The 19,527-nt window shown below is 70.4% G+C and carries 10 protein-coding genes and 1 CRISPR repeat array (1 of these 11 cut by a window edge); of the genes, 5 read left to right on the forward strand and 5 right to left on the reverse strand.

All coding sequences use genetic code 11. The annotated features are described in order from the left end of the window. Window positions 1-515: a CRISPR direct-repeat array (repeat unit 29 nt; unit sequence GTCTTCTCCGCGCGAGCGGAGGTGAACCG); it begins 124 nt to the left of the window's first position. 394 nt (window positions 516-909) lie between these two features. From OHT52_RS27205 to OHT52_RS27220, 4 genes are all read right to left on the reverse strand, one after another. Further along, window positions 910-3,252, reverse strand: coding sequence for a glycoside hydrolase family 6 protein (locus OHT52_RS27205; protein WP_443046815.1), 2,343 nt, complete (start codon window positions 3,250-3,252; stop codon window positions 910-912). Between the two features lie 355 nt (window positions 3,253-3,607). Further along, entirely contained in the window at window positions 3,608-6,358 is a 2,751-nt protein-coding gene (locus OHT52_RS27210; RefSeq protein ID WP_328723915.1) for a glycoside hydrolase family 48 protein, read from the reverse strand. 175 nt (window positions 6,359-6,533) lie between these two features. After that, the gene (locus OHT52_RS27215; RefSeq protein ID WP_328722814.1) at window positions 6,534-8,069 is read right to left on the reverse strand and encodes an endo-1,4-beta-xylanase; all 1,536 of its coding nucleotides are present in this window, start codon (window positions 8,067-8,069) and stop codon (window positions 6,534-6,536) included. Between the two features lie 1,067 nt (window positions 8,070-9,136). Continuing rightward, window positions 9,137-10,495, reverse strand: coding sequence for an MFS transporter (locus tag OHT52_RS27220; RefSeq protein WP_328722815.1), 1,359 nt, complete (start codon window positions 10,493-10,495; stop codon window positions 9,137-9,139). A 568-nt stretch (window positions 10,496-11,063) separates the two neighbouring features. On the opposite strand from OHT52_RS27220, the gene OHT52_RS27225 reads away from it, so the two are divergent. After that, complete coding sequence (locus OHT52_RS27225) at window positions 11,064-12,284, forward strand: damage-control phosphatase ARMT1 family protein (RefSeq protein ID WP_328722816.1); 1,221 nt, start codon at window positions 11,064-11,066, stop codon at window positions 12,282-12,284. 137 nt (window positions 12,285-12,421) lie between these two features. Here the strand turns inward: OHT52_RS27225 and OHT52_RS27230 are convergent, their stop codons facing one another. Next, the gene (locus tag OHT52_RS27230) at window positions 12,422-14,209 is read right to left on the reverse strand and encodes a glycoside hydrolase family 35 protein (protein ID WP_328723917.1); all 1,788 of its coding nucleotides are present in this window, start codon (window positions 14,207-14,209) and stop codon (window positions 12,422-12,424) included. 177 nt (window positions 14,210-14,386) lie between these two features. Here OHT52_RS27230 and OHT52_RS27235 point away from each other — a divergent pair, with 177 nt between their 5' ends. From OHT52_RS27235 to OHT52_RS27250, 4 genes are all read left to right on the forward strand, one after another. After that, entirely contained in the window at window positions 14,387-15,403 is a 1,017-nt protein-coding gene (locus OHT52_RS27235; protein WP_328722817.1) for a LacI family DNA-binding transcriptional regulator, read from the forward strand. Window positions 15,404-16,185: 782 nt separating this feature from the next. Then, window positions 16,186-17,511: a carbohydrate ABC transporter substrate-binding protein gene (locus OHT52_RS27240; protein WP_328722818.1), complete on the forward strand. Its 1,326-nt coding sequence runs from the start codon at window positions 16,186-16,188 to the stop codon at window positions 17,509-17,511. A gap of 232 nt (window positions 17,512-17,743) precedes the next feature. Then, window positions 17,744-18,604 carry a carbohydrate ABC transporter permease gene (locus OHT52_RS27245; RefSeq protein ID WP_328722819.1) on the forward strand — a complete coding sequence of 287 codons (861 nt, stop codon included), beginning with the start codon at window positions 17,744-17,746 and terminating at the stop codon, window positions 18,602-18,604. 11 nt (window positions 18,605-18,615) lie between these two features. Next, the gene (locus OHT52_RS27250) at window positions 18,616-19,509 is read left to right on the forward strand and encodes a carbohydrate ABC transporter permease (RefSeq protein WP_328722820.1); all 894 of its coding nucleotides are present in this window, start codon (window positions 18,616-18,618) and stop codon (window positions 19,507-19,509) included. The last annotated feature ends 18 nt before the right edge of the window (window positions 19,510-19,527 follow it).

Below are 19,527 nucleotides of genomic sequence, written 5' to 3' on the forward strand. Positions count from 1 at the left end.
CTTCTCCGCGCGAGCGGAGGTGAACCGCTCGACATCGACCACATGGTCCCGCTTGCCGAGTCTTCTCCGCGCGAGCGGAGGTGAACCGCGTGAAGCTGCTCAGGTCTCGTCCGAGCTTGCGTCTTCTCCGCGCGAGCGGAGGTGAACCGATGACCCACCAGGAAATCCTGACGAAGGCCGTGTCTTCTCCGCGCGAGCGGAGGTGAACCGTGGCTGCTCGCCTACGAAGACGAGAACGGCGCGTCTTCTCCGCGCGAGCGGAGGTGAACCGAGGACGACGTACGCCAAGTACGAAACCCACGTGTCTTCTCCGCGCGAGCGGAGGTGAACCGCGCGTTGACCATGGTCAAGGCCATCGTCCAGAGTCTTCTCCGCGCGAGCGGAGGTGAACCGCTACAGCCGTCTGCGCGCCGTCACGTTCTGGCGTCTTCTCCGCGCGAGCGGAGGTGAACCGATCGCCGGGTGGTTCTTCCTCCTGCTCAGCATGTCTTCTCCGCGCGAGCGGAGGTGAATTCGACGATGGCACCCAGGCACTTGGACCGGGGACGTTCCGGGTCCTCGAAAGTCGATCCGGGAACGGCGCGATCGTGTGGCAGGACGGTACTCCTTTTGGCGAGACCCTCCTCAGTGGGTTCACCGGCAACTGCGAGCGGCTTCCCGGGGCAACGCCCTAATCGCTGCCCCCGGGGCGGCCACGCTTTCAGGGGCACTTCGTGGACCCCGCACGACACCTCGCGCGGGTGCCCGGCGCCGTTCGGGGTACCGCCGGAGCCGCCCGGTACCGCTTCCGCGCGGAACACGACACCGCCCCCTGCCGGTCGTCCGGCAGGGGGCGGTGCGCAGGGGATCGGTCCCGGGCCCGGGTCCCGTCACCGCGTCAGAAGAGCGGTGGGGGAGTGGGCCGCGGGATCAGGGAGCGGTGCCCCAGGCGAGGGCGCCGCCCACGTACGCGCCGATCTTCGACGCGTCCGCGAAGGACGTGTTGGTCGAACGGCTGTAGTCGTCCGCCTCGCTGAAGTTGGACCAGTCGCTCTTGTTGATCCGGAGCTGGATCTCACCGGTGGAGGCGCCCGCTGCCAGGGTGCCGCTGCCGAAGCCGACCTCCAGGTAGTGGCTGGCGCCGGTCGCCGAACCGCCGCCCGTCACACCGAGGGTCACGGCTCCGCAGCCGACGACCGCGTAGTCGCACGCGGTACCGAAGGTGGAGGCACCGGCCTCGGGGGTGAACCAGTAGCGCAGCTTCACCGTGGACAGGTTCACCGCGGTGCTACCGGTGTTGACCAGCTGGAGGGACATCCGGATCTGGTTGTCGGTGGCGGAGGAGTCGGTGCTCTTGTACTGGACCTTGACCGTGCCCGTTCCGGTGCCGCCGCTCGCGGACGTGGTGACGGAAAGGGCGCTGGAGGCCGACGAGACGTTGCCGGCGGCGTCCTTGGCCTTGACCGTGTAGCTGTAGGCGGTCGAGGCGGTCAGGCCGGTGTCGGTGTACGAGGTGGTGGTGGAGGAGCCCACCTTCACCCCGGCGCGGAAGATGTCGTAGCCGGTCACGGCGGTGTTGTCGGTGGACGCGGTCCAGGAGAGCGAGACGCTGCTGCTGGTCTTCGCCGTGGACGTCAGGCCGGTCGGGGCGGTCGGCGCCGTGGTGTCGGTGCCGCCACTGGCCGCCGAGGTGGTGACGGAGAGGGCGCTGGAGGCCGACGAGAGGTTGCCGGCGGCGTCCTTGGCCTTGACGGTGTAGCTGTAGGCGGTCGAGGCGGTCAGGCCGGTGTCGGTGTACGAGGTGGTGGTGGAGGAGCCCACCTTCACCCCGGCGCGGAAGATGTCGTAGCCGGTCACGGCGGTGTTGTCGGTGGACGCGGTCCAGGAGAGCGAGACGCTGCTGCTGGTCTTCGCCGTGGACGTCAGGCCGGCCGGGGCGGTGGGAGCGGTGGTGTCGGTGCCGGTGCCGCCGCCGGTGATCGGCGGGTAGGCGTTGCGGACGAGCTCCTGGAACTGCGCGGAGAACCAGTGGCCCGCGAGCGGGGAGTTCGCCAGGGCACCGGTCATGCTGTTGCCGTTGCGGCCGTTACCGGTGTACGTGGGGTCGCACATCCGGTCGAAGCCCTTGCCCTCGTCGTTCGCGACGGGGGCGCTGTTGCCGTCCGACTCGCCCGGGGGCTTGGCCCAGACGTACGCGTCGATCCCGGTCTCCGGGGCGGCGGTGGGACGCTCGCCGATGCCGGCGCCGCTCTGGTTGCACCAGTTGCCCGCGTGGATGCGGCGGTCGACCCGGCCGCCGTCCACGTAGGCGTCGACGCTGGTCGTCGGACCGGCGGCGGTGGGCCGCGCGGAGCCGCCCCAGCCGTTGCGGGCCGTGTCGATCAGCATTCCGATGTTGGAGTTGAAGCCCTGGCTCACCAGCAGGGTGCGCAGCGCCTGGGCGAACGACAGCTCGTCGACGTAGTAGTTCCAGTCGACCCACTTGGACTGGCGCACCGTGGTGCCGTTCACCGAGTCGGTGACCTTGATGTTCGGCTCCTTGAGAGCCGAGTAGTTGGCCGTGTTCACGATGAAGCCCGTGACGTCGTTGACCGTGGCGCCCTCGGACGTGGCGGCCTTCTTGAACTCCGCCGCGGCGGGGCTCATGTTGCTGTCCCAGCCGAGCCAGCCGTGGTGCGCGGCGTCGATGTAGTTGTAGACGTTCGGGATGGCGCCCAGGGTGTGCAGCGCGTAGCCGACGCCCTTCTCGTAGTTGCCGTTCGCCTTCATCGTCGCGCAGGCGTCGGTCGAACCGGCCGTGCCGCCCGCGTTGGTGACGATGTTGGGCAGCGAGTCGGGCTCGATGATCGTGACGATGCGCAGGTTCGCGTACGCCGGGTCCGCCAGGATGGCGGCGATCGGGTCGATGTACTCGCTCTCGTACCGGCCGAGCTCGGTGGGGCCGAGCTCACCGTTGGACGCCAGCGCGGCGCAGTCGCGTCCCGGCAGGTCGTAGATGACGACCTGGAACAGGTTCGCGCCCTGGGCCAGCGCCGTGTCGAGGTGCGCCCGCAGGCCCCTCGCCTCGGAGGAGCCCGTGATGGCCGCGATGCGGTCCATCCAGACGAAGGCGGGCGTGTTGGCGATGGCGGCGCCGCCCGGCTCGGCCGCCGCCTTGGCGGACCAGTCCGGGTTCACGTACGCCGTCGCACCCACGTAGGGGTTGTCGACCCGCGCCGCGGCGGCTGCTGCCGAGGCGGGGGCGGGGAGGGCGACGGCCAGTGCCGCGCCCATGGCCAGGGCGGAGACTGCGGCCAGTCTCCGGCGCAGCCCGCGCATGATGGTGCCTCTGGTACTCATTGCGGCTCCGTGTTCCTTTCGTGCGCCCGGCGGATCTTTGCCGCGGGCGGTTTCGGGGGGTGCGACCGGGAGCGGGTGGCCGGGTCAGGGCTCCCTCGCTCCCGTCAGGCCGCCACCGTCCAGTGGCGGGTCCTGCCGTGCGTCGTGGGGGACGGTGGTGTCGTGGGGGACGGGTGGTGCTGCCCGATGGCGGGTTCCGCGGGGCGTGGGTGACCCGCCATCGGGAGTGGGTGGGGTGGCCGGCGTGGTCAGCGGCCGGTCACGGTGCGGCGGTTCGCGGTGCGGCGGGTCACGGCGCGGTGCCCCAGGCGAGGACGCCGGCGACGTAGGCCCCGACCTTCGCGGAGTCGGCGTACGCCGTGTTGGTGCCGCGGCTGTAGTCGTCGCTCTCGCTGAAGTTGGACCAGTCGCTCTTGTTGAGCCGCAGCTGGAGCTCGCCCGTCGAGGCGCCGGCGGCCAGGGTGCCCGCGCCGCCGGTGAAGCCGACCTCCAGGTAGCGGTCGGCGCCCGTCTTCGGACTGGAGACCGCGACCACCGAGTGCGTGATGTTGGACGAGCCGAGCGCGGCGTAGTCGCAGTACGTGCCGAAGGTGCTCGACCCGCCGTCGGAGGAGAACCAGTACCGCAGCTTCACCGTCGACAGGTCGATCGGGGCGCTGCCCGTGTTGACCACCTGGAGAGCAAGCCTGATCTGGTTGTCGGTGGCGGAGGAGTCCGTGTTCTTGTACTGGACCTTCACCGCGCCGGTGCCGGTCGAGCCGCCCGACATCGTGGTGGCGGCGAGCGCCGCCGACAGCGCCGAGGTGTTGCCGGCCGCGTCCCGGGCCGCGACCGCGTAGCTGTACGCGGTGGCCGCGGCGAGACCCGAGTCCGTGAACGCCGTGGTGGTGGCGTTCCCCGCCAGCACCCCGTTGCGGTACACGTCGTAGCCGGTCACGGCGGTGTTGTCGGTGGCCGCGGACCAGGAGAGCGAGACACTGTTGGCGGTCGTCGCCGTCACGGTGAGACCGGCCGGGACGGTCGGCGCCTGGGTGTCCCCGCTCGGCGTGCCGCCCTGGACCAGAAGCTCCGCGTAGATCGCGAAGGCCAGCGCGAGCGCGGCCTGCGCCCAGAACCGGTGGTAGGTGAACGTGGGGGCGGCGCCGCCGTCCAGGTAGGCCTGCACCTTCGGCCAGTCCGGGTCGTTCTTGTACCAGCTGCGGATGGAGATGAAGGTCGAACCCGGCTTGACCGGGTCGCCGTTCGGCATCTTGCCCGACCAGCCGGCGGGGATGTACACCTCGTCGTCGAACCGGTTGTAGTCGCGCCGGGTCTCCGGCACCGAGATGCCCTTGGTGGTGGCGTTCAGCGCCATCGCGTCCAGCAGCGCCTTGGCGAGCGCCGCCGCGTTCTGGTCACCCGACTTGGCGGCGTAGTAGGTGAGGGTCTTGACGTACGCGGCGCCCACACCGACGTCGTTGGCGTAGTCCAGCACCGTGACGTGCAGACCCGCGTTGGTCCCGGGGGACGCCGCGTTCCAGGTGTCCGGCTGGCCCGACCAGTTGAGAGTGGAGGGGAAGCGGAAGCTGCCGTCGGAGCCCACCGTCGTCTCGGACGAGGCCCAGGCGACCCACTTGGACAGAATGGCCTTCGCGGACGCGTTGCCCGTCTCGTGGTAGTACGCCGCGAGGCGCTCCATGCCCCAGGCCTGGAAGCCGAACCAGTTGTTGCTCGCCGGGTCGTGGTAGACCGGCTGCCAGTCGTAGGCCATGCCGTAGAAGGTCGGCGTACCGGTCGGCGGCTTGCTGTAACTCCCCTCCCAGCTGTTGGTGCAGCCGCCCGCGAACGCTCCCTCGCTCGACTGGAGCCAGGTCAGGAACTCCAGCTGTCGGGTCAGGCTCTTGGACCAGTCCCCCCTGGCCGTTGCCGACTTGGGGGTCAGGGCCGGTACGTTGGACAGCGCCCAGGCCGCCAGCGGGTTCTGGTAGCCCTGGTGCGAGGCGCTGTCACCGATGCGCCAGGCCCATCCGCCGCCGCTGCCCGCCGCGGCGCCGCCCCAGGCGTAGTACCAGGACAGCAGGTAGTGCTGGGAGTCACGGCCGGAGCCGGCCGGGCAGGAAGCCGGGTCGGTGCAGTCGCCGACCCGCTTGAAGTACTTGTCGAACATGGCGTAGCGGAGGTAGTCGCCCATCTTGGCGGCCTTCGCGAGCGAGCCCGCGACGTCGCTCCCCTTGCCCTGGGCGGTGGCCCAGCGGTACGCCCAGTAGGCAGCCTGCACCGCGCGGGCGTCGGCGTCCGGCGCGTTGGTGTACTTCCACTGCTTGGCGTAGCTGGAGTCACCCACGAAGAGGTCGAGATATCCGTTGGGGCCGCCGTACTTGAACAGGTCGGTGGTGGGCTGGGGGACCGTCTCCCACACCGACTCCTGCGCACCGCGCTGGTAGGTGTTGATGAAGGAGGCTCCGGCACCCGGCCCTGCCTCGCCGCCGGTGCCCGGCTTGTTGCCGTAGCCGTAGACGTTGTCCAGGTCCATCAGCCAGTGCATGCCGTAGACGTCCATCGTCCCGTAGGACGCGGCGAGTTCGGTGGCGAGCGGGTCCGCGCCGGACTTGACCGTGCCGTTCAGGGCGGAGGGATAGGCGCTCGGCAGCGGGTGTTCCGGAGCGTAGGTCGCGGGGGACGACGGGTTGTAGGAGTCGGCGGTCGACTGGTCCGCGTGCTGCGGGATGATGGTCTTCTCCGCCACCGCCCAGGCCGCGTTGAAGGGCGCCCAGTTCCCGGTCACCCTGCCGTACGCGGCCTCCAGCCACATCCAGAAGCTGACGGCCTCCGACGTGGTCTGGTGACCGTGGTCGGGGGCCTCGACCATCAGGGTCTCGACGGAGTGGTACGGCAGGCCGTCCGGGCTGAAGTAGCCGTTGGCGGACGCCTTGATCTTGCCGTACTGGGTCAGGAACGCCTGGGTGTACGGGTCGTCGGCTGCGGTCGTGGCCGCGAGGGCGCCGGTGCCGGCGTCGGCCGCCTGGGACGTGGGCTTGGCGATGGCGATGCCCTGCGCCATACCGAGGGCGAGGACGCTGCCACCCAGGGCGCCACTGAATGTTCTACGTGAAATCGACACAAATCCTCCGCTGGCGGGTGTCGTTAGGGGGGAAGGGGGGGGAAGGGAGGGGCTCGGGGATCGAATGGGGGGCCGCCATGGGGGTGCGAGGCGGTGCGGCCGGAGTGGCCGGAGGTCAGGGCTCGATGCCCCAGACCAACTCGTCACCCGCGTAGACGGCGATCTTCGGGGCGTCCGCGTACGAGGTGCCGCTGCCCCGGCTGTAGTCGTCCGACTCGTCGAAGGCGGACCAGTCCGTCTTGTTCAGTCGCAGCTGGATCTCGCCCGTGGAGGCGCCCGGGGCGAGGCTGCCGCCGGTGAAGCCCACTTCGAGGTAGTGGTCGGCGCCGGCTTCCGGGGTGTCCATGGCGACCACCCGGTGGGTCACGTGGGAGCAGCCGATCGGCGACCAGTCGCACCAACTGCTGTACGTGGCAGCTCCGTTGCCTGCGGTGAACCAGTACCGGAGCGTCACGTCCGAGAGGTCGCCCGCCGTGCCGCCGGTGTTCACCAGTTGGAGACCGGGCTTGATCTGGTTGTCACCCACCGACGCGTCAGTGTTGCGGTACTGCGCCTTGAACGCCCCCGGTTCGCCGCCCTGTCCGCCGTCGTCCCCGGCGCCCAGGGCCGTGCGTACGGCCCCGTGGGCGGGCTTCGGCAGCAGGTTCTCGTCGTACAGATTGGCCGCGCCCTGGCCGGGGAACGTGCTCGGGACCCACGAGTACTTGTCCGTGTAGTCCCAGACCGTGATGCCGACGCAGCGCTCGACCGCCAGGCAGGCCTCGACCACTTGCCGGTAGTACGCGGCCTGGGTGTCGGACTTTGCGGTATCGGACGGCAGTTGCATACGGACGTCGAGTTCCGTGACGGCCACGTCGAGGCCGAGGTCGGCGAACCGTCGCATGTTCGCCTGCATCTGGTACGGGAAGCCGTACTGGACGGCCAGGTGTGCCTGCATCCCGACTCCGTCGAGCGGTACGCCCTCGTCGAGCAGTTCGCTCACCAGGGCGTACATGGCGTCGCTCTTCGCGCCGAGTCCCTCGATGTTGTAGTCGTTGAGGTACAGCTTGGCGTCCGGGTCCGCGGCATGGGCGGCGCGCAGGGCGGTGGCGACGTAGTCGGTGCCCATGGCGGTGTAGAAGGGGCTCGTGCGGAAAGTCCCGTCCTCGTTGAACGGCTCGTTCACCACGTCCCACGCGGTGACCGCGCCGCGGTAGTGCGTGGCCTCCTCGGTGATGTGACGGGTCATCGCCGCCTCGACCTGCGCCGGCGGCAGGTTGCCGACCCAGCTCGGCAACTGGCTGTGCCAGACGAGGGTGTGACCCCGTACGGTCTGGTCGTGCTGCGCCGCGAAGGCGGTGATCACGTCGCCCTTGGTGAAGTCGAACTGGCCCTGGACGGGCTCGGTGGTGTCCCACTTCATCGAGTTGCCGGGGGTGATCTGTCCGAACTCGGAGCCCAGGGTGGCCGCGTAGGCGGCATCGGAGAGTTCCGGGTTGTCCGTGGCGGAGCCGAAGTACTTGCCCTGCGCCGCGGCGAGTTCGTGCAGTGTGTCCTGCTGGGCCGCGGTGGCCGGCCCACCCGTCAGGGCGAACGCGAGAGTGAGGGCTCCGACCAGGAGGGCGGGGAGCCCTCTGGTACGTCCGTGTCCGCAGCGCATCACCGAGCTCATGGCAAACGCCTTCCTCTGCCGGGCAGTGTGGAGCGTGACGGGGAGCGCCTCGGCGCCCCGGCACGCCCTTTCTCCGCCCGGTGCCGGGGGAGAAGGGGGTGGGGTGGACTGTGCGGTTTCTTGGGTGTGGGAGCGCTCCCAAAGTGGCGTGGTGATGCGCACCTGTCAAGACCTGAATCACAATTGCCTTACAGGCGCGTTAACGCGACCACACGTTGAACGGGCGCTCACTCGGACCCGGTTGGCGACCGGCCACAGGGTGTGCCCTGCGGCCGTGGTGGCGAAACCCCGGTCGGGTGGTCACGCCCTCCCGACCGCAGGACGAACGCCGCCGTGGTCCTCGGACGCGGACGCACCGCCGCTCGACCGCGCGCGGCCGGAGCCGCGTCATGCCTGTGGCCGCGACGTGCGGAGCCGGTTCCCTCCAGCGGTGCGGGAGATGCCGGACTGCGCTTCCGGGGTGTCGGGAACGGCGTTCACCGTTGCGAAGTCGGCGTGGTTCGAAGCCGGTTGGGCGCCACTCGACCGGAAGGGGCGTGCTCCCGGACACCCGCGCGCGTCCCGTTCTCCCCGCGTGCGGACCGGCCGGAAGCGCGAGTACGTCCCGAAGGGCCCTTCCGGCCGGCGCGCCGGGAGCCCGTACCGGATGCCGCTCCTCGGCGAAAATCCCCTGTTCGGTACGGCGTGGCGGGATCGGTGCGGTGCCTGCGGACGGTGGTCCTGTGCTCGGCGCATGGGCGCACCGGCGCACCGGCGCACCGGCGCATCGGGGTCGGCGTCGGGGCATCGGGGTCGGCGTCGGTCTCCGGGGAGATCCCACGGGCGGCCACGCTCACGCCCGGCGCAACGCCGGCCCGGCCCCTGGCGGCGCCCTCGGGGTTTGCGACAACAAAGCTGACGGCGGCGAGCCTCCGCCCTCCGCCGCACCGTCGGTCATGGCTGGAGCGGCTCACCGGCTTCGCCCCCCGGCGCGTGCTCTTCGCGTACGACCGCCCGCCCGGGAGCCGTGCATCCCCGGCGGCGGCGGAGGTGGCGGAGAAACCCCCGGGCCCCGGCCCCGCGAGCCCTCAGGCGGCGGGTCCCTCCACTGCCGCTCCCTCTCCGTCGCCGCTCCGCCGGGAGCTCCTGACCGATGACAGGGCGAGCAGCAGGGCGGGCAGCACGGTGACCGCCGCGGCGACGGTGAGCGCGGGGAAGCCGTAGTGGCCGACGACGACGCCGGAGCACGCGCTGCCCAGAGCTCCGCACAGCAGCATCAGGGTGTCGGATCCTCCCTGGGCGAGCAGGCGGTGTTCGGCGGTCACGGACTCCGACAGGAGTACGGAGCCGGTGACCATGACGCACGACCAGCCGAGACCGAGCAGGAACAGGCCCAGCGCGGATCCCCAGGACACGGTCGCCGGGGAGGTGCCGAGCGTCAGGAACGAGGTCAGGCTGAGCAGCAGCCCGACCACCAGGGTGGTGGGGCGTCCGATGCGGTCGGCCAGCCGGCCGAAGACCGGAGAGAACCCCGACATGCCGGCCAGGTGCAGGCTGAAAGCGAATCCGACCCAGCCCATCGACATGCCCGAGTGGCTGATGTGCAGCATCGTCATCGCCATCAGGGACACCATCACGAGGTGACTGGTGGACAGGGCCACCAGGCTCAGCCTGGCGTCGGGGGCGGCGTAGGTGCTGAGGGGGGCGAGGCGGCGGGGCTCGGTCCGCTCGCCGGACGGTCTCAGTCCCTGCCGGGAGTGCAGGAGGGGATCGGGCCGCAACCAGATTCCGATCATGCCGACGGCTGTCAGGAATCCGACCAGGGCGAACAGGAAGTTGCCCGAGAGATCGGGCATGTCCAGGGCGCGGTCGACGGCCGCTGCCGCGCCGGACAGGTTCGGTCCGGTGATCGAGCCGATCGTCGAGGCCCAGAGCACGAAGGAGACCGCGCGGCCCCGGTCCTTCTCCGTGGCCAGGTCCCCGGCGGCGAACCGGGCCTGCAATCCGGCTACCTGGGCCGATCCGTAGAGAACCATGCCCAGGACGAACAGCCAGAAGCTCGAAGACAGCGCGGCGGCCACGCACACCAGCGCTCCCACCGCGCCCACCAGGTACCCGGACATCAGTGCGCGTCGACGGCCGTGCTGATGGGCGACGGCCGCCAGTACCGCCGCGGCGGCGGCGGACCCCAGCGTCGAGGCGGTCAGTTCCAGTCCGACCAGCTCCGGGGAACCGGCCAGATCCGCCGCCAACAGCGTGGCGACACCGAAGCCGGTCGCGACCCCGACGCCCGCCACCGTCTGGGTGAGTGCCAGAGTGCGCACCGTGCGCCGCTGCAGCCGGTCACGGCCCGTGCTCCCGGTGCCGAGCTCCGCCCCACCGGCCGGGTCGGTCCTGTCGTCCTGCGCGCACATGGGGGCTCCGGTGGTCGACGTATCGACGGGCACGGCTCCCGCGGGAGTTCTGCCCGGTCGGTGAGCGTGGGTACGCGGCGATGCTGGTGCCGGCGACGACGAGGTCGGACTCCCGCGCAGGGCGGATGCTCCTCTCGCGCGGGCCGATCTCCCCGGTCATCGGCTCGGCCATGACGCGGCCGGGCCCCGCGCACCGACGGCACCGGACATTCCACGGGAACGAGAGCGCTGGTCCCGCTCCGAACTCCCGAACTCCCTTGCGCGGCAGGCCAATTGGTCTGGTCCGAAAACGTAGCACGTCCACCGGGGCTCAGGACTGTCCGGCAACTCCCGGCGGGTGCGCGACGACAGCCGCGGCACTTCGCCGCGTTGTCGGAACATCCCGCTCCATGCGGTGTGCGCACGCCCCTCCGCCTCGCGATGCACCGCGACCGACGCCGCGCGCCGATCCACCAGGAGGGCGTCCGGTGGTCTCGGCCAGGGTGCGGGTCGGCGCCCGGACGTCCTCGCCCGCCCCGGAGTCACCCGGCAGGCCGCAGCGGACGCGAGGATCCTGTTGGGATCATGGTCGCGTGAGCGACACGCGAAGGGCTGAGGGAGCATGACAGAGAAGATCCACCGTGCGAGGGGCGAAGAGCCCGCTCGCGGCACCGGCCCGGTCCGTGCTCCGGTCGTCCGGAGCGACGAGCCCGGCTCGTTCGCCCGGGGTGTGCTGGCCGGGCGCCACCCCGCCCTCGTCCGGCAGGTAGGGGACGCCTTCCCGTACGGCCGCCGCCAGCACGAGGCCCTCGACACGCTGCTGGCCGAGATCGCCGACGACGTCGTCGGGCCGCTCACCCCCGCCGACGACGACCACGAGCAGTGGGCTGCCTGGGGACAGGAGTACATCGGGGGCTCCTGGTACGAGGCCCCGTTCCTGTGGGCGGAGAACTACTTCTACCGCAGGCTCCTCGGCGCCGTCGGGTACTTCGGTACGGGCCCGTGGCGTGGAGTCGATCCCTTCGCGCCGTTCAAGCGGGCCGAGCTGCGGGGCGAGGCGGTGGAAGGGGAGCTGCGGGCGCTGGACGCGCTCGCCGGCGCTCCGGCCGGCCGGCGGGGCGCGGCGCTCCTGCACGCCTCGCTCTGGGGCAACCGCGCGGACCTCGGCTTCCGGATCTCGGCGGGAGGGCCGGCGAAGAGCGGCGTCGCCGTCCCGGCACTGGTCGCCGACGACAGCGCCACGCTCTGGCAGCTCCTGCCCGCCGGGAGCCCGGCCACGGTCGCGGTGGTGGCCGACAACGCCGGACGTGAGCTGATTCCCGATCTCGTCCTCGTCGACCACCTCCTCGGACACGGGCATGCCGAGCGGGTCGTGCTGTACGTCAAGCCGTCCCCGTACTTCGTCTCCGACGCGATGACCGCCGACGTGGTCGACTGCCTCCGCCGCCTCGTCGAGGCACCCGGCGAGGCGGGCCGGACCGGGGAGCGGCTCTGGACGGCGATGGCCGCCGGAGCGGTGGAGGTCCGCACCCACCCGTTCTTCTGCGCGCCCCTCCCGTACGAGGAGATGCCCGACGACCTGCGGAAGGAGTTCGAGGGGGCCGCCCTCACCATCTTGAAGGGGGACCTCAACTACCGTCGCCTGGTGGGCGACCGGCGGTGGGGCGCGACCGACTCGTTCGCCGGGCTCACCGCCCACTTCCCGGGGGCCGTCGCGGCGCTCCGGACCCTGAAGTCCGACGTCGTCGTCGGTCTGGAGCCGGGAGTGCTCGACACACTCGAACGGTCCGGGGCCGCGTGGCGGACGAGCGGCACGCACGCGCTGATCCAGGCGCGGAGGTAGGCCCGTACGCGCCTGACGGCACGGGCCGGCGGGCGGACCGGCCGCTGTCCGCACGGGCTCGGCGCTCGCCCGTCGTACCCCCGAGGGTGTCCGGCGCACGATCGGCCGGACACCCCCACCGGAACCGTGGGGCCCGGTCAGTCGAACTCTTCGATGTACTCCTCCGGCGGACCGAGTTCGGGACGCTCCCGGAAGTCGACTTCCTCGCCGAGCTTCTCCAGTTCGAGAACCGTGATGGTGTTGGAGCCGGACCGCAGCAGCGGCGCCGGGCAGTAGAGGGTGACCTGGGGCCCGGTCTCCCGGTAGCGGCCGAGCAGGAACCCGTTGACCCAGACGAAGCCGCGGCGTGACCCCGGCAGTGCCAGGAAGGTGCCCGCCGGAGTGTCGACGTGGAGCTCGGCGACGGCGAATCCGGTGGCCTCGGCGGCGAGCGAACCCGACGGCCCCGCGGCGTGCACCCCGGGCGGCTCCGTGTCCGCGGCGAGCGCCTGGGACAGTTCCGCGTCGGACCACTCCTGGAGCGCGACCGGTGAGCTCTCCCAGCCCTGCACCGTGCGCCGGTCGACCAGGACGGGGCCGAGCAGGCCCTTGTGTCCGCCGACGGTCGGTCCGTAGTTGATCCGGCCGAGGTTCTCGACCAGGATCTCCAGTGTCACCACCTCGCCCGTTCCCTCCAGCGGAAGTTCCCGGGAGTCGGCGTCGGCGATGCCGAGGAAGGTGCCGTCGGCGAAGACGAGGGCCCGGTCGCGTACGTCGCTCAGGGTCAGCTGGTGCGTGCCCGCCGGGATGCGCGGGTGCGCGGTGTACAGGACCATGCCCGCGTCCAGGCCGAGCTGTTCGAACGTGGCGGGGCGCGGAGCGGTGCGGGTGTTCGCGGGCGGCACGGCGCGCAGCCCGGCGAGGAGGCCGGCATGGCGTGCGAGCGGTACGCGGGCGGGCGGCAGCACCGGCATCCGCTCGGGCGACCGGAGGGGGCCCTCGGCGCCGAACACCTCGCGCATGGCGAAGAACTTGGGCGTGAGCGAGCCGTCCTCGGCGATCGGCGCGTCGGAGTCGTAGCTGGTCACCACGGGTTCCAGCCGGCCGTCCGTCTCGTTGGCACCCGCCCACAGGCCGAAGTTGGTGCCGCCGTGCGCCATGTAGATGCTCACGCCGCCACCGTCCGCGACGATGCCGCGCAGGGTGTGCACGGCGCTCTCCACTCCGCGTACGTGGTGCTTCTTGCCCCAGTGGTCGAACCAGCCGCTCCAGAACTCGGCCACCAGGAAGGGCTCTTCGGGGCGCCTGCCGGCGAGGAGTCTCCGGGCGGCCTCGGGCTTGGAACCCAGAGTGGCGGCCATCAGCGTGCCCGGCAGGGAGCCGCCGTCCAGCATCAGTTCGGTGGGGCCGTCCGCCGTGAACAGCAGCTCCTCGATACCCCGTTCGGTCAGGGCGTCGCGGCTCCAGCGCATGTAGGCGTGGTCGTCGCCGTAGCTGCCGAACTCGTTCTCCACCTGCACCGCGACGACCGGTCCGCCGCGGGTCGTCTGGAGGGCCGCGATGCGGGGGATCAGCTCGTCGAACCAGGTGCCGAGGGCGGAGGTGAACGCCGGGTCGGAGCTGCGCGGGGCGAGGTCGCGTCCGGTGATCCAGGCCGGCAGACCGCCGTTGGACCATTCCGCGCAGATGTAGGGGCCGGGCCTGACGATGACGTCGAGGCCCTCCTCTCCCACCATGCGGATGAACCGTTCGAGGTCGCGCCAGCCGTCGAAGTCCGCCGGCCGGTCCTCACGGGGCTGGTGGAAGTTCCATGCCACGTACGTGTCGACGGTGTTGAGCCCGAGATCGGCGATCCGGCGGATGCGGTCCCGCCAGAGGTCGGGATGCACCCGGAAGTAGTGCAGCGCTCCCGACAGAATCCGATGCGGAAGGCCGTTGCGGTACATGCGGCCATCGCGCCAGGACAGTGCTGCGGTGGCGGGGCCCGCCGTCGCAGCGTCCGTGGGGCGTGCCGGGGGGATGTGTGTCGTGGGCGGCTCAGTCACGGCGCGAGCGTATGTTATCGATGACATGTATAACAAGCTTGGTAGAGTCCAGCAGCCGATCCCGGAGGATGGAGCGACTTGAACGAGGACATCGCGAGGCCGAGGCAGCCGAGCATGGCCGACGTGGCCCGCATCGCCGGTGTTTCGGCGCAGACGGTGTCACGGGCGCTGCGCGGTTCGCCGAACGTCACCCCCGACACCAACCGGCGCGTGCTCGCGGCCGTGGAGCAGGCCGGCTACCGGTTCAACAGCGCCGCCAGGGCGCTGTCTTCCGGACGCAGCCACACCATCGGGCTCGTCCTCCTGGAGTCCGGCGGGTACTACTCGCGCTCGGCGGTGACCGCCGGTGTCGAGTCGGCGGCGGGCGCGGCCGGGTACGCGGTCAGCATCGCGACCATCGCCGGGCTCGACGCCGGCCTGATGGAGCGGTCCCTCGCCAAGCTCGCCGACCAGGGTGTCGACGGTCTGGTGATCGCCGTGCCGCTCATCTCGGTGACGCAGAAGATAGAGGACCTCACCCGCGAGATCCCGACCGTCACCCTCGACGGGTCGCGGACGCAGGGGGCCCGGGTGCTCGGGATCGACCAGGCCGAGGCGGGGCGCCTGGCCACGCAGCACCTGCTCGACCTGGGCCATCGACAGATCTGGCACATCGCCGGGCCGGACGAGTGGATCGAGGCGCGCCAACGGCGCCAAGGCTGGCAGGAGTGCCTGGACGCCGCCGGGATCGAGGCACCGACCCCTCTGGAGGGGGACTGGTCGCCCGACTCCGGGTACCGGCAGGGGCAGATCGTCGCGATGATCCCGGAGATCACCGCGGTCTTCGTCGCGAGCGACGAGATGGCGTTCGGGGTGATCAGGGCCCTGCGCGAGCGCGGCCGGTCGGTGCCCGACGACGTCTCCATCGTGAGCGTCGACGACATCGCGCTGGCGGCCTACTGCGCGCCGCCCCTGACGACCGTCCGGCAGGACTTCTACGGCTACGGCGCGGCGGCGGTCACGCTGCTGCTCCGGGGGGAGGCCGCCGTCGAGGAGTCGGTCGTCACCGCCTCCCTGTCGGTGCGCGGCTCCACCGCACCGCCCCGCAGGGGCTGAGGGCGGGGCTCCTCACGTGCCGGAGGCGGGGCGGCGCCGCCCCGCCGGGCTGTGGCCGGGGTTCCGCGCGCCGCGCCGGGAGGTGGGGCCGGGGTTCCGCGCGCCGCCCGCCGGGCTGGGGCCGGGGTTCCGCGCGCCGCCCGACCGGGGCTGGGTTCCCGCCCCGTCCCGCCGGGTCGTCACCTGCCGTCACGGTCGCCCGTGTGGGCCGGTCCGACCCTGTTGTCACGTGACACCCGAGTTGGCCCACTCGTGACGATCACCCGGGTTCGCCCCGTCCGACTCCCGGCCCGGGCGCGCCCTTTCGTCCCGCTCGCGCGCGGTTCGCGGCGGTTCGGTGCCGGATCCGTGCGGGATTCGACAGAGTCCTTGCGAAAAAGTTATGGACCGCTCCGTGGCGGTCCGCGGCGTGTGTGAACGCCTCCGCGCGTTCCGGCCGTGACGCCGGAACTCCCTTGTGCGCATGGAGTACTGGCGTCCGATCGCGCTCCGTGAGTGCCCCCGCCCCGGGCCGCGCCCCGGTCCGCCGTGACGTGCGGATCGGTTCCGGTGCGCCCGGTTCGGCGAATCGACCTCATCTGACCCCTTGCGCCGTCATGTGATCGATGCCATCGTACGCACCATGTTATCGGTGCCACCGTAACAACGCCGGATCAACGAAGATCCAAATCCGGCACTGCGGTGGCGCGGCGCGCGGTGACCGGACCCTCGACGGGGGCCCGCCGCGCCCGCTCTGCCACTCGCAGTCAGGTGGGCAGTTGTCCACGGGAAGGACCCCCCAAATGAGGAAGTCGCTCGCCTTCGCGGGCACCGCTGTGACGGTGCTCGGGCTGCTCGCCACCGGATGTTCGGGAGGCGGGGACAGCGCGGACTCCGGCAAGACGACCCTCAAGGTCGCCGCCCTCGAAGGCGGCTACGGCCGGGACATGTACGCCCAGGTCATCAAGGCCTACGAGGCGACCCACCCGGACGTGGACGTCCAGCTCCAGATCTCGAAGAGCATCGAGGACGAGATCACCCCGAACATGAAGGCCGGCAAGTACCCGGACGTCGTGGTGCTCGGGCAGGGCCGCAAGGCCGCCCTCACCGAGACCTTGGTCAAGGACAAGGCCGTGGAGGACCTCACCCCGGTCCTCAAGACGAAGGTCCCCGGCGAGGACAAGACGGTCGGCGACAAGCTCACCGAGGGCATCGTCGGCAACCTGAACACCAACCCGTACGGCACGGACAAGACGTACCTGATGCCGATGTACTACGCGCCGACCGGGCTGTTCTACAACCAGGGCCTGTTCGAGAAGAACGGCTGGAAGACCCCGGCCACCTGGGACGAGATGTTCGCGCTCGGCGACAAGGCGAAGAAGGCGGGCATACCCCTCTTCACCTACCCGACCGCCGGTTACCTCGACTCGTACTTCTTCGCGCTGCTCGCCGACGTCGGCGGGGAGCAGTTCTACACCGACGTCATGACGTACAAGAAGGACGTCTGGAAGTCGGCGAACGCCAAGAAGGCGCTCGACATCACCACCAAGCTGCTCGGTTACGCCGCGCCGACCACCGTCGGCTACGCCAACGAGCAGGACTTCACCAAGAACCAGCAGTCGATCCTGGACAACAAGGCGCTGTTCATGCCGAACGGCACCTGGATCACCGGTGAGATGGCCGACGCCCCGCGCGCCGACGGCTTCACCTGGGGCCTGACCCCGCTGCCGGCCGTCACCGCGGGCGCCAAGCGCTACCTGACGACCTCGGTCGAATCGGTCTGGGTCCCCAGCGCCGCCCAGCACAAGGACGCCGCGAAGGACTTCGTCGCCTACCTCTACTCCGACGAGGCCGCGAAGATCTTCGCCAAGTCGAACGCGATCCAGCCGATCCAGGGCATCGCCGACAGCCTGACCGGTGAGAGCGCCTCGTTCTACAAGCTCTACGAGGACCCGTCGGTCTCCGCGCTCGTCGGTGGCTTCGCGAGCACCTCGCCGGTCGAGGGCGTCGACATCAAGGCCACGCTCTTCGACACCGCCAACAGCATCATCAGCGGCGACACCACCGAAGCGAAGTGGCAGTCCGCGCTGAACGAGGCCAGCGAGAAGCTGCGCCAGGCGGGCAACTGACGTGCCCGGCGGCGACCCGGCCCTCCCCGGGTCGCCGCCGGCGCCTCCACCACCCGAGAGACCCTCTCGGCCCCCCAGGACCGCCTCGTACGACCGAAGGACCGGCACGGTGACGACCCTCTCCACCCCACCCCAAGACTCAGCGGATCCCGTATCGAAAGCACGGAAGTCCGCCGGTGACTCCCGGCGCGGCAAGGCGTCCCCGGCGCGCCGGTCCGGTCACACCCGCTTCGTGCTCGCCTGCCTGCTTCCGGCGCTGGTGCTTTTCGCGGTGTTCATGGTCTACCCGACCGTGAACGTGTTCCGGATGTCGCTCTACACCTGGAGCGGCTTCTCCCCCGACATGAAGTTCGTGGGGCTGGACAACTTCCGTCACCTCGTCGACGACGACCAGTTCGTGCGGGCGTTCCAGAACACGGTGACACTGCTGGTCGTGGTCACCGTGGTGACGATGGGGATGGGCCTCTTCCTCGCCGCGATCATGACGCGGCAGAAGCTGCGGAGCCGCAACTTCCTCCGGTTCGTCCTCTACATCCCGAACGTGCTCTCCGTGGTCGTGATCGCGGCGGTCTTCTCCGCCATCTACGACCAGAACAACGGTCTGCTCAACAGCATGCTGCGCCTGGTCTCCCTCGACAGCTGGCAGCAGGTCTGGCTCGGCGATCAGAAGGTCGTGCTCTACTCCGTCGGCATCGCGATGGTCTGGCAGTCCCTGGGCTACTACATGGTCCTCTACATGTCGAGCATGTCGAGCATCCCCGAGGAGCTGTACGAGGCCAGCGGGCTCGACGGCGCCTCCGCCTCCCGGCAGTTCTTCTCCCTCACGATGCCGCTCATCTGGCAGAACCTGCGGACCTCGCTGACCTTCTTCATCATGAGCGCGGTCAACCTCAGCTTCGTGCTGGTCCGCGCGATGACCGGCGGCGGTCCCGACAGCTCCTCCGAGGTCCTGCTGAGCTACATGTACAAGCAGGCGTACACGAACTCCTCGTACGGCTACGGCATGGCCATCGGTGTCGTCATCTTCGCGTTCTCCTTCCTCGTGTCGCTCCTGATGAGCCGGGCGACCAAGCGCGAACCCCTTCAGTTCTGAGGACGGACACCATGACCGTGATCAACACCCCCCGCCCTCCCGCCACCCGCTCGCGGATCGGCCGCGTACTCACGTACGTACTCGTCATCGCCCTCGCGCTCGCCATCGCGGTGCCGGTCGCCTGGGTCCTGCTCGCCTCGCTCAAGGAGAAGAGCGAGTTCTTCGGCAGCCCCTGGACGCTGCCCGAGGGGCTGCGCCTGCAGAACTACGTCGACGCGTTCACCGACGCGCACATGGGCCAGTACTTCGCGACCTCGGTGTTCGTCACCGTGCTCGGCCTGGTCCTCGTCCTCGCGGTCTCCGTGCCGGCGGCGTACGTCATCGCCCGGTACGAGTTCAAGGGCAAGGGCTTCGTCGAACTCCTCCTGCTCGGCGGGCTCTTCGTCAACGTCAACTACATCGTCGTGCCGATCTTCCTGATGCTGGTCGACTGGGACAAGGCGCTCGTCGACGTCTTCCCCGGCGGGTTCTTCCTCGACAACCCCTCGGTCCTCTCCCTCGTCTACGCGGCCACGTCGATCCCGTTCACGATCTACCTGCTCACCGCGTATTTCCGGTCCATCCCCGTCGCCTACGAGGAGGCCGCGTCGATCGACGGGGCGTCCCGGTTCCGGATCATGACCCGGATCATGCTGCCGATGGCCCGGCCCGCGATCACCACCGTGATCCTGTTCAACTTCCTCGCCTACTGGAACGACTTCATCATCTCGCTGACCCTGCTTCCCGGCGAGGGAAAGACCGTCCAGGTCGGCCTGCTCAACCTGTTCACGGCGCAGAAGGCGGCGGCGGACTACGGACGCCTGTACGCAGGCATGGTCATCGTCATCGTCCCGGTCCTGATCGTCTACGCCTTCATCCAGAAGCGGCTCATCGAGGGCATGGCATCCGGCGGCGTCAAGGGCTGACGGGCTCGGCACCACAGC

It is taken from the genome of Streptomyces sp. NBC_00247 (assembly GCF_036188265.1).
Classification (GTDB): Bacteria; Actinomycetota; Actinomycetes; order Streptomycetales; family Streptomycetaceae; genus Streptomyces.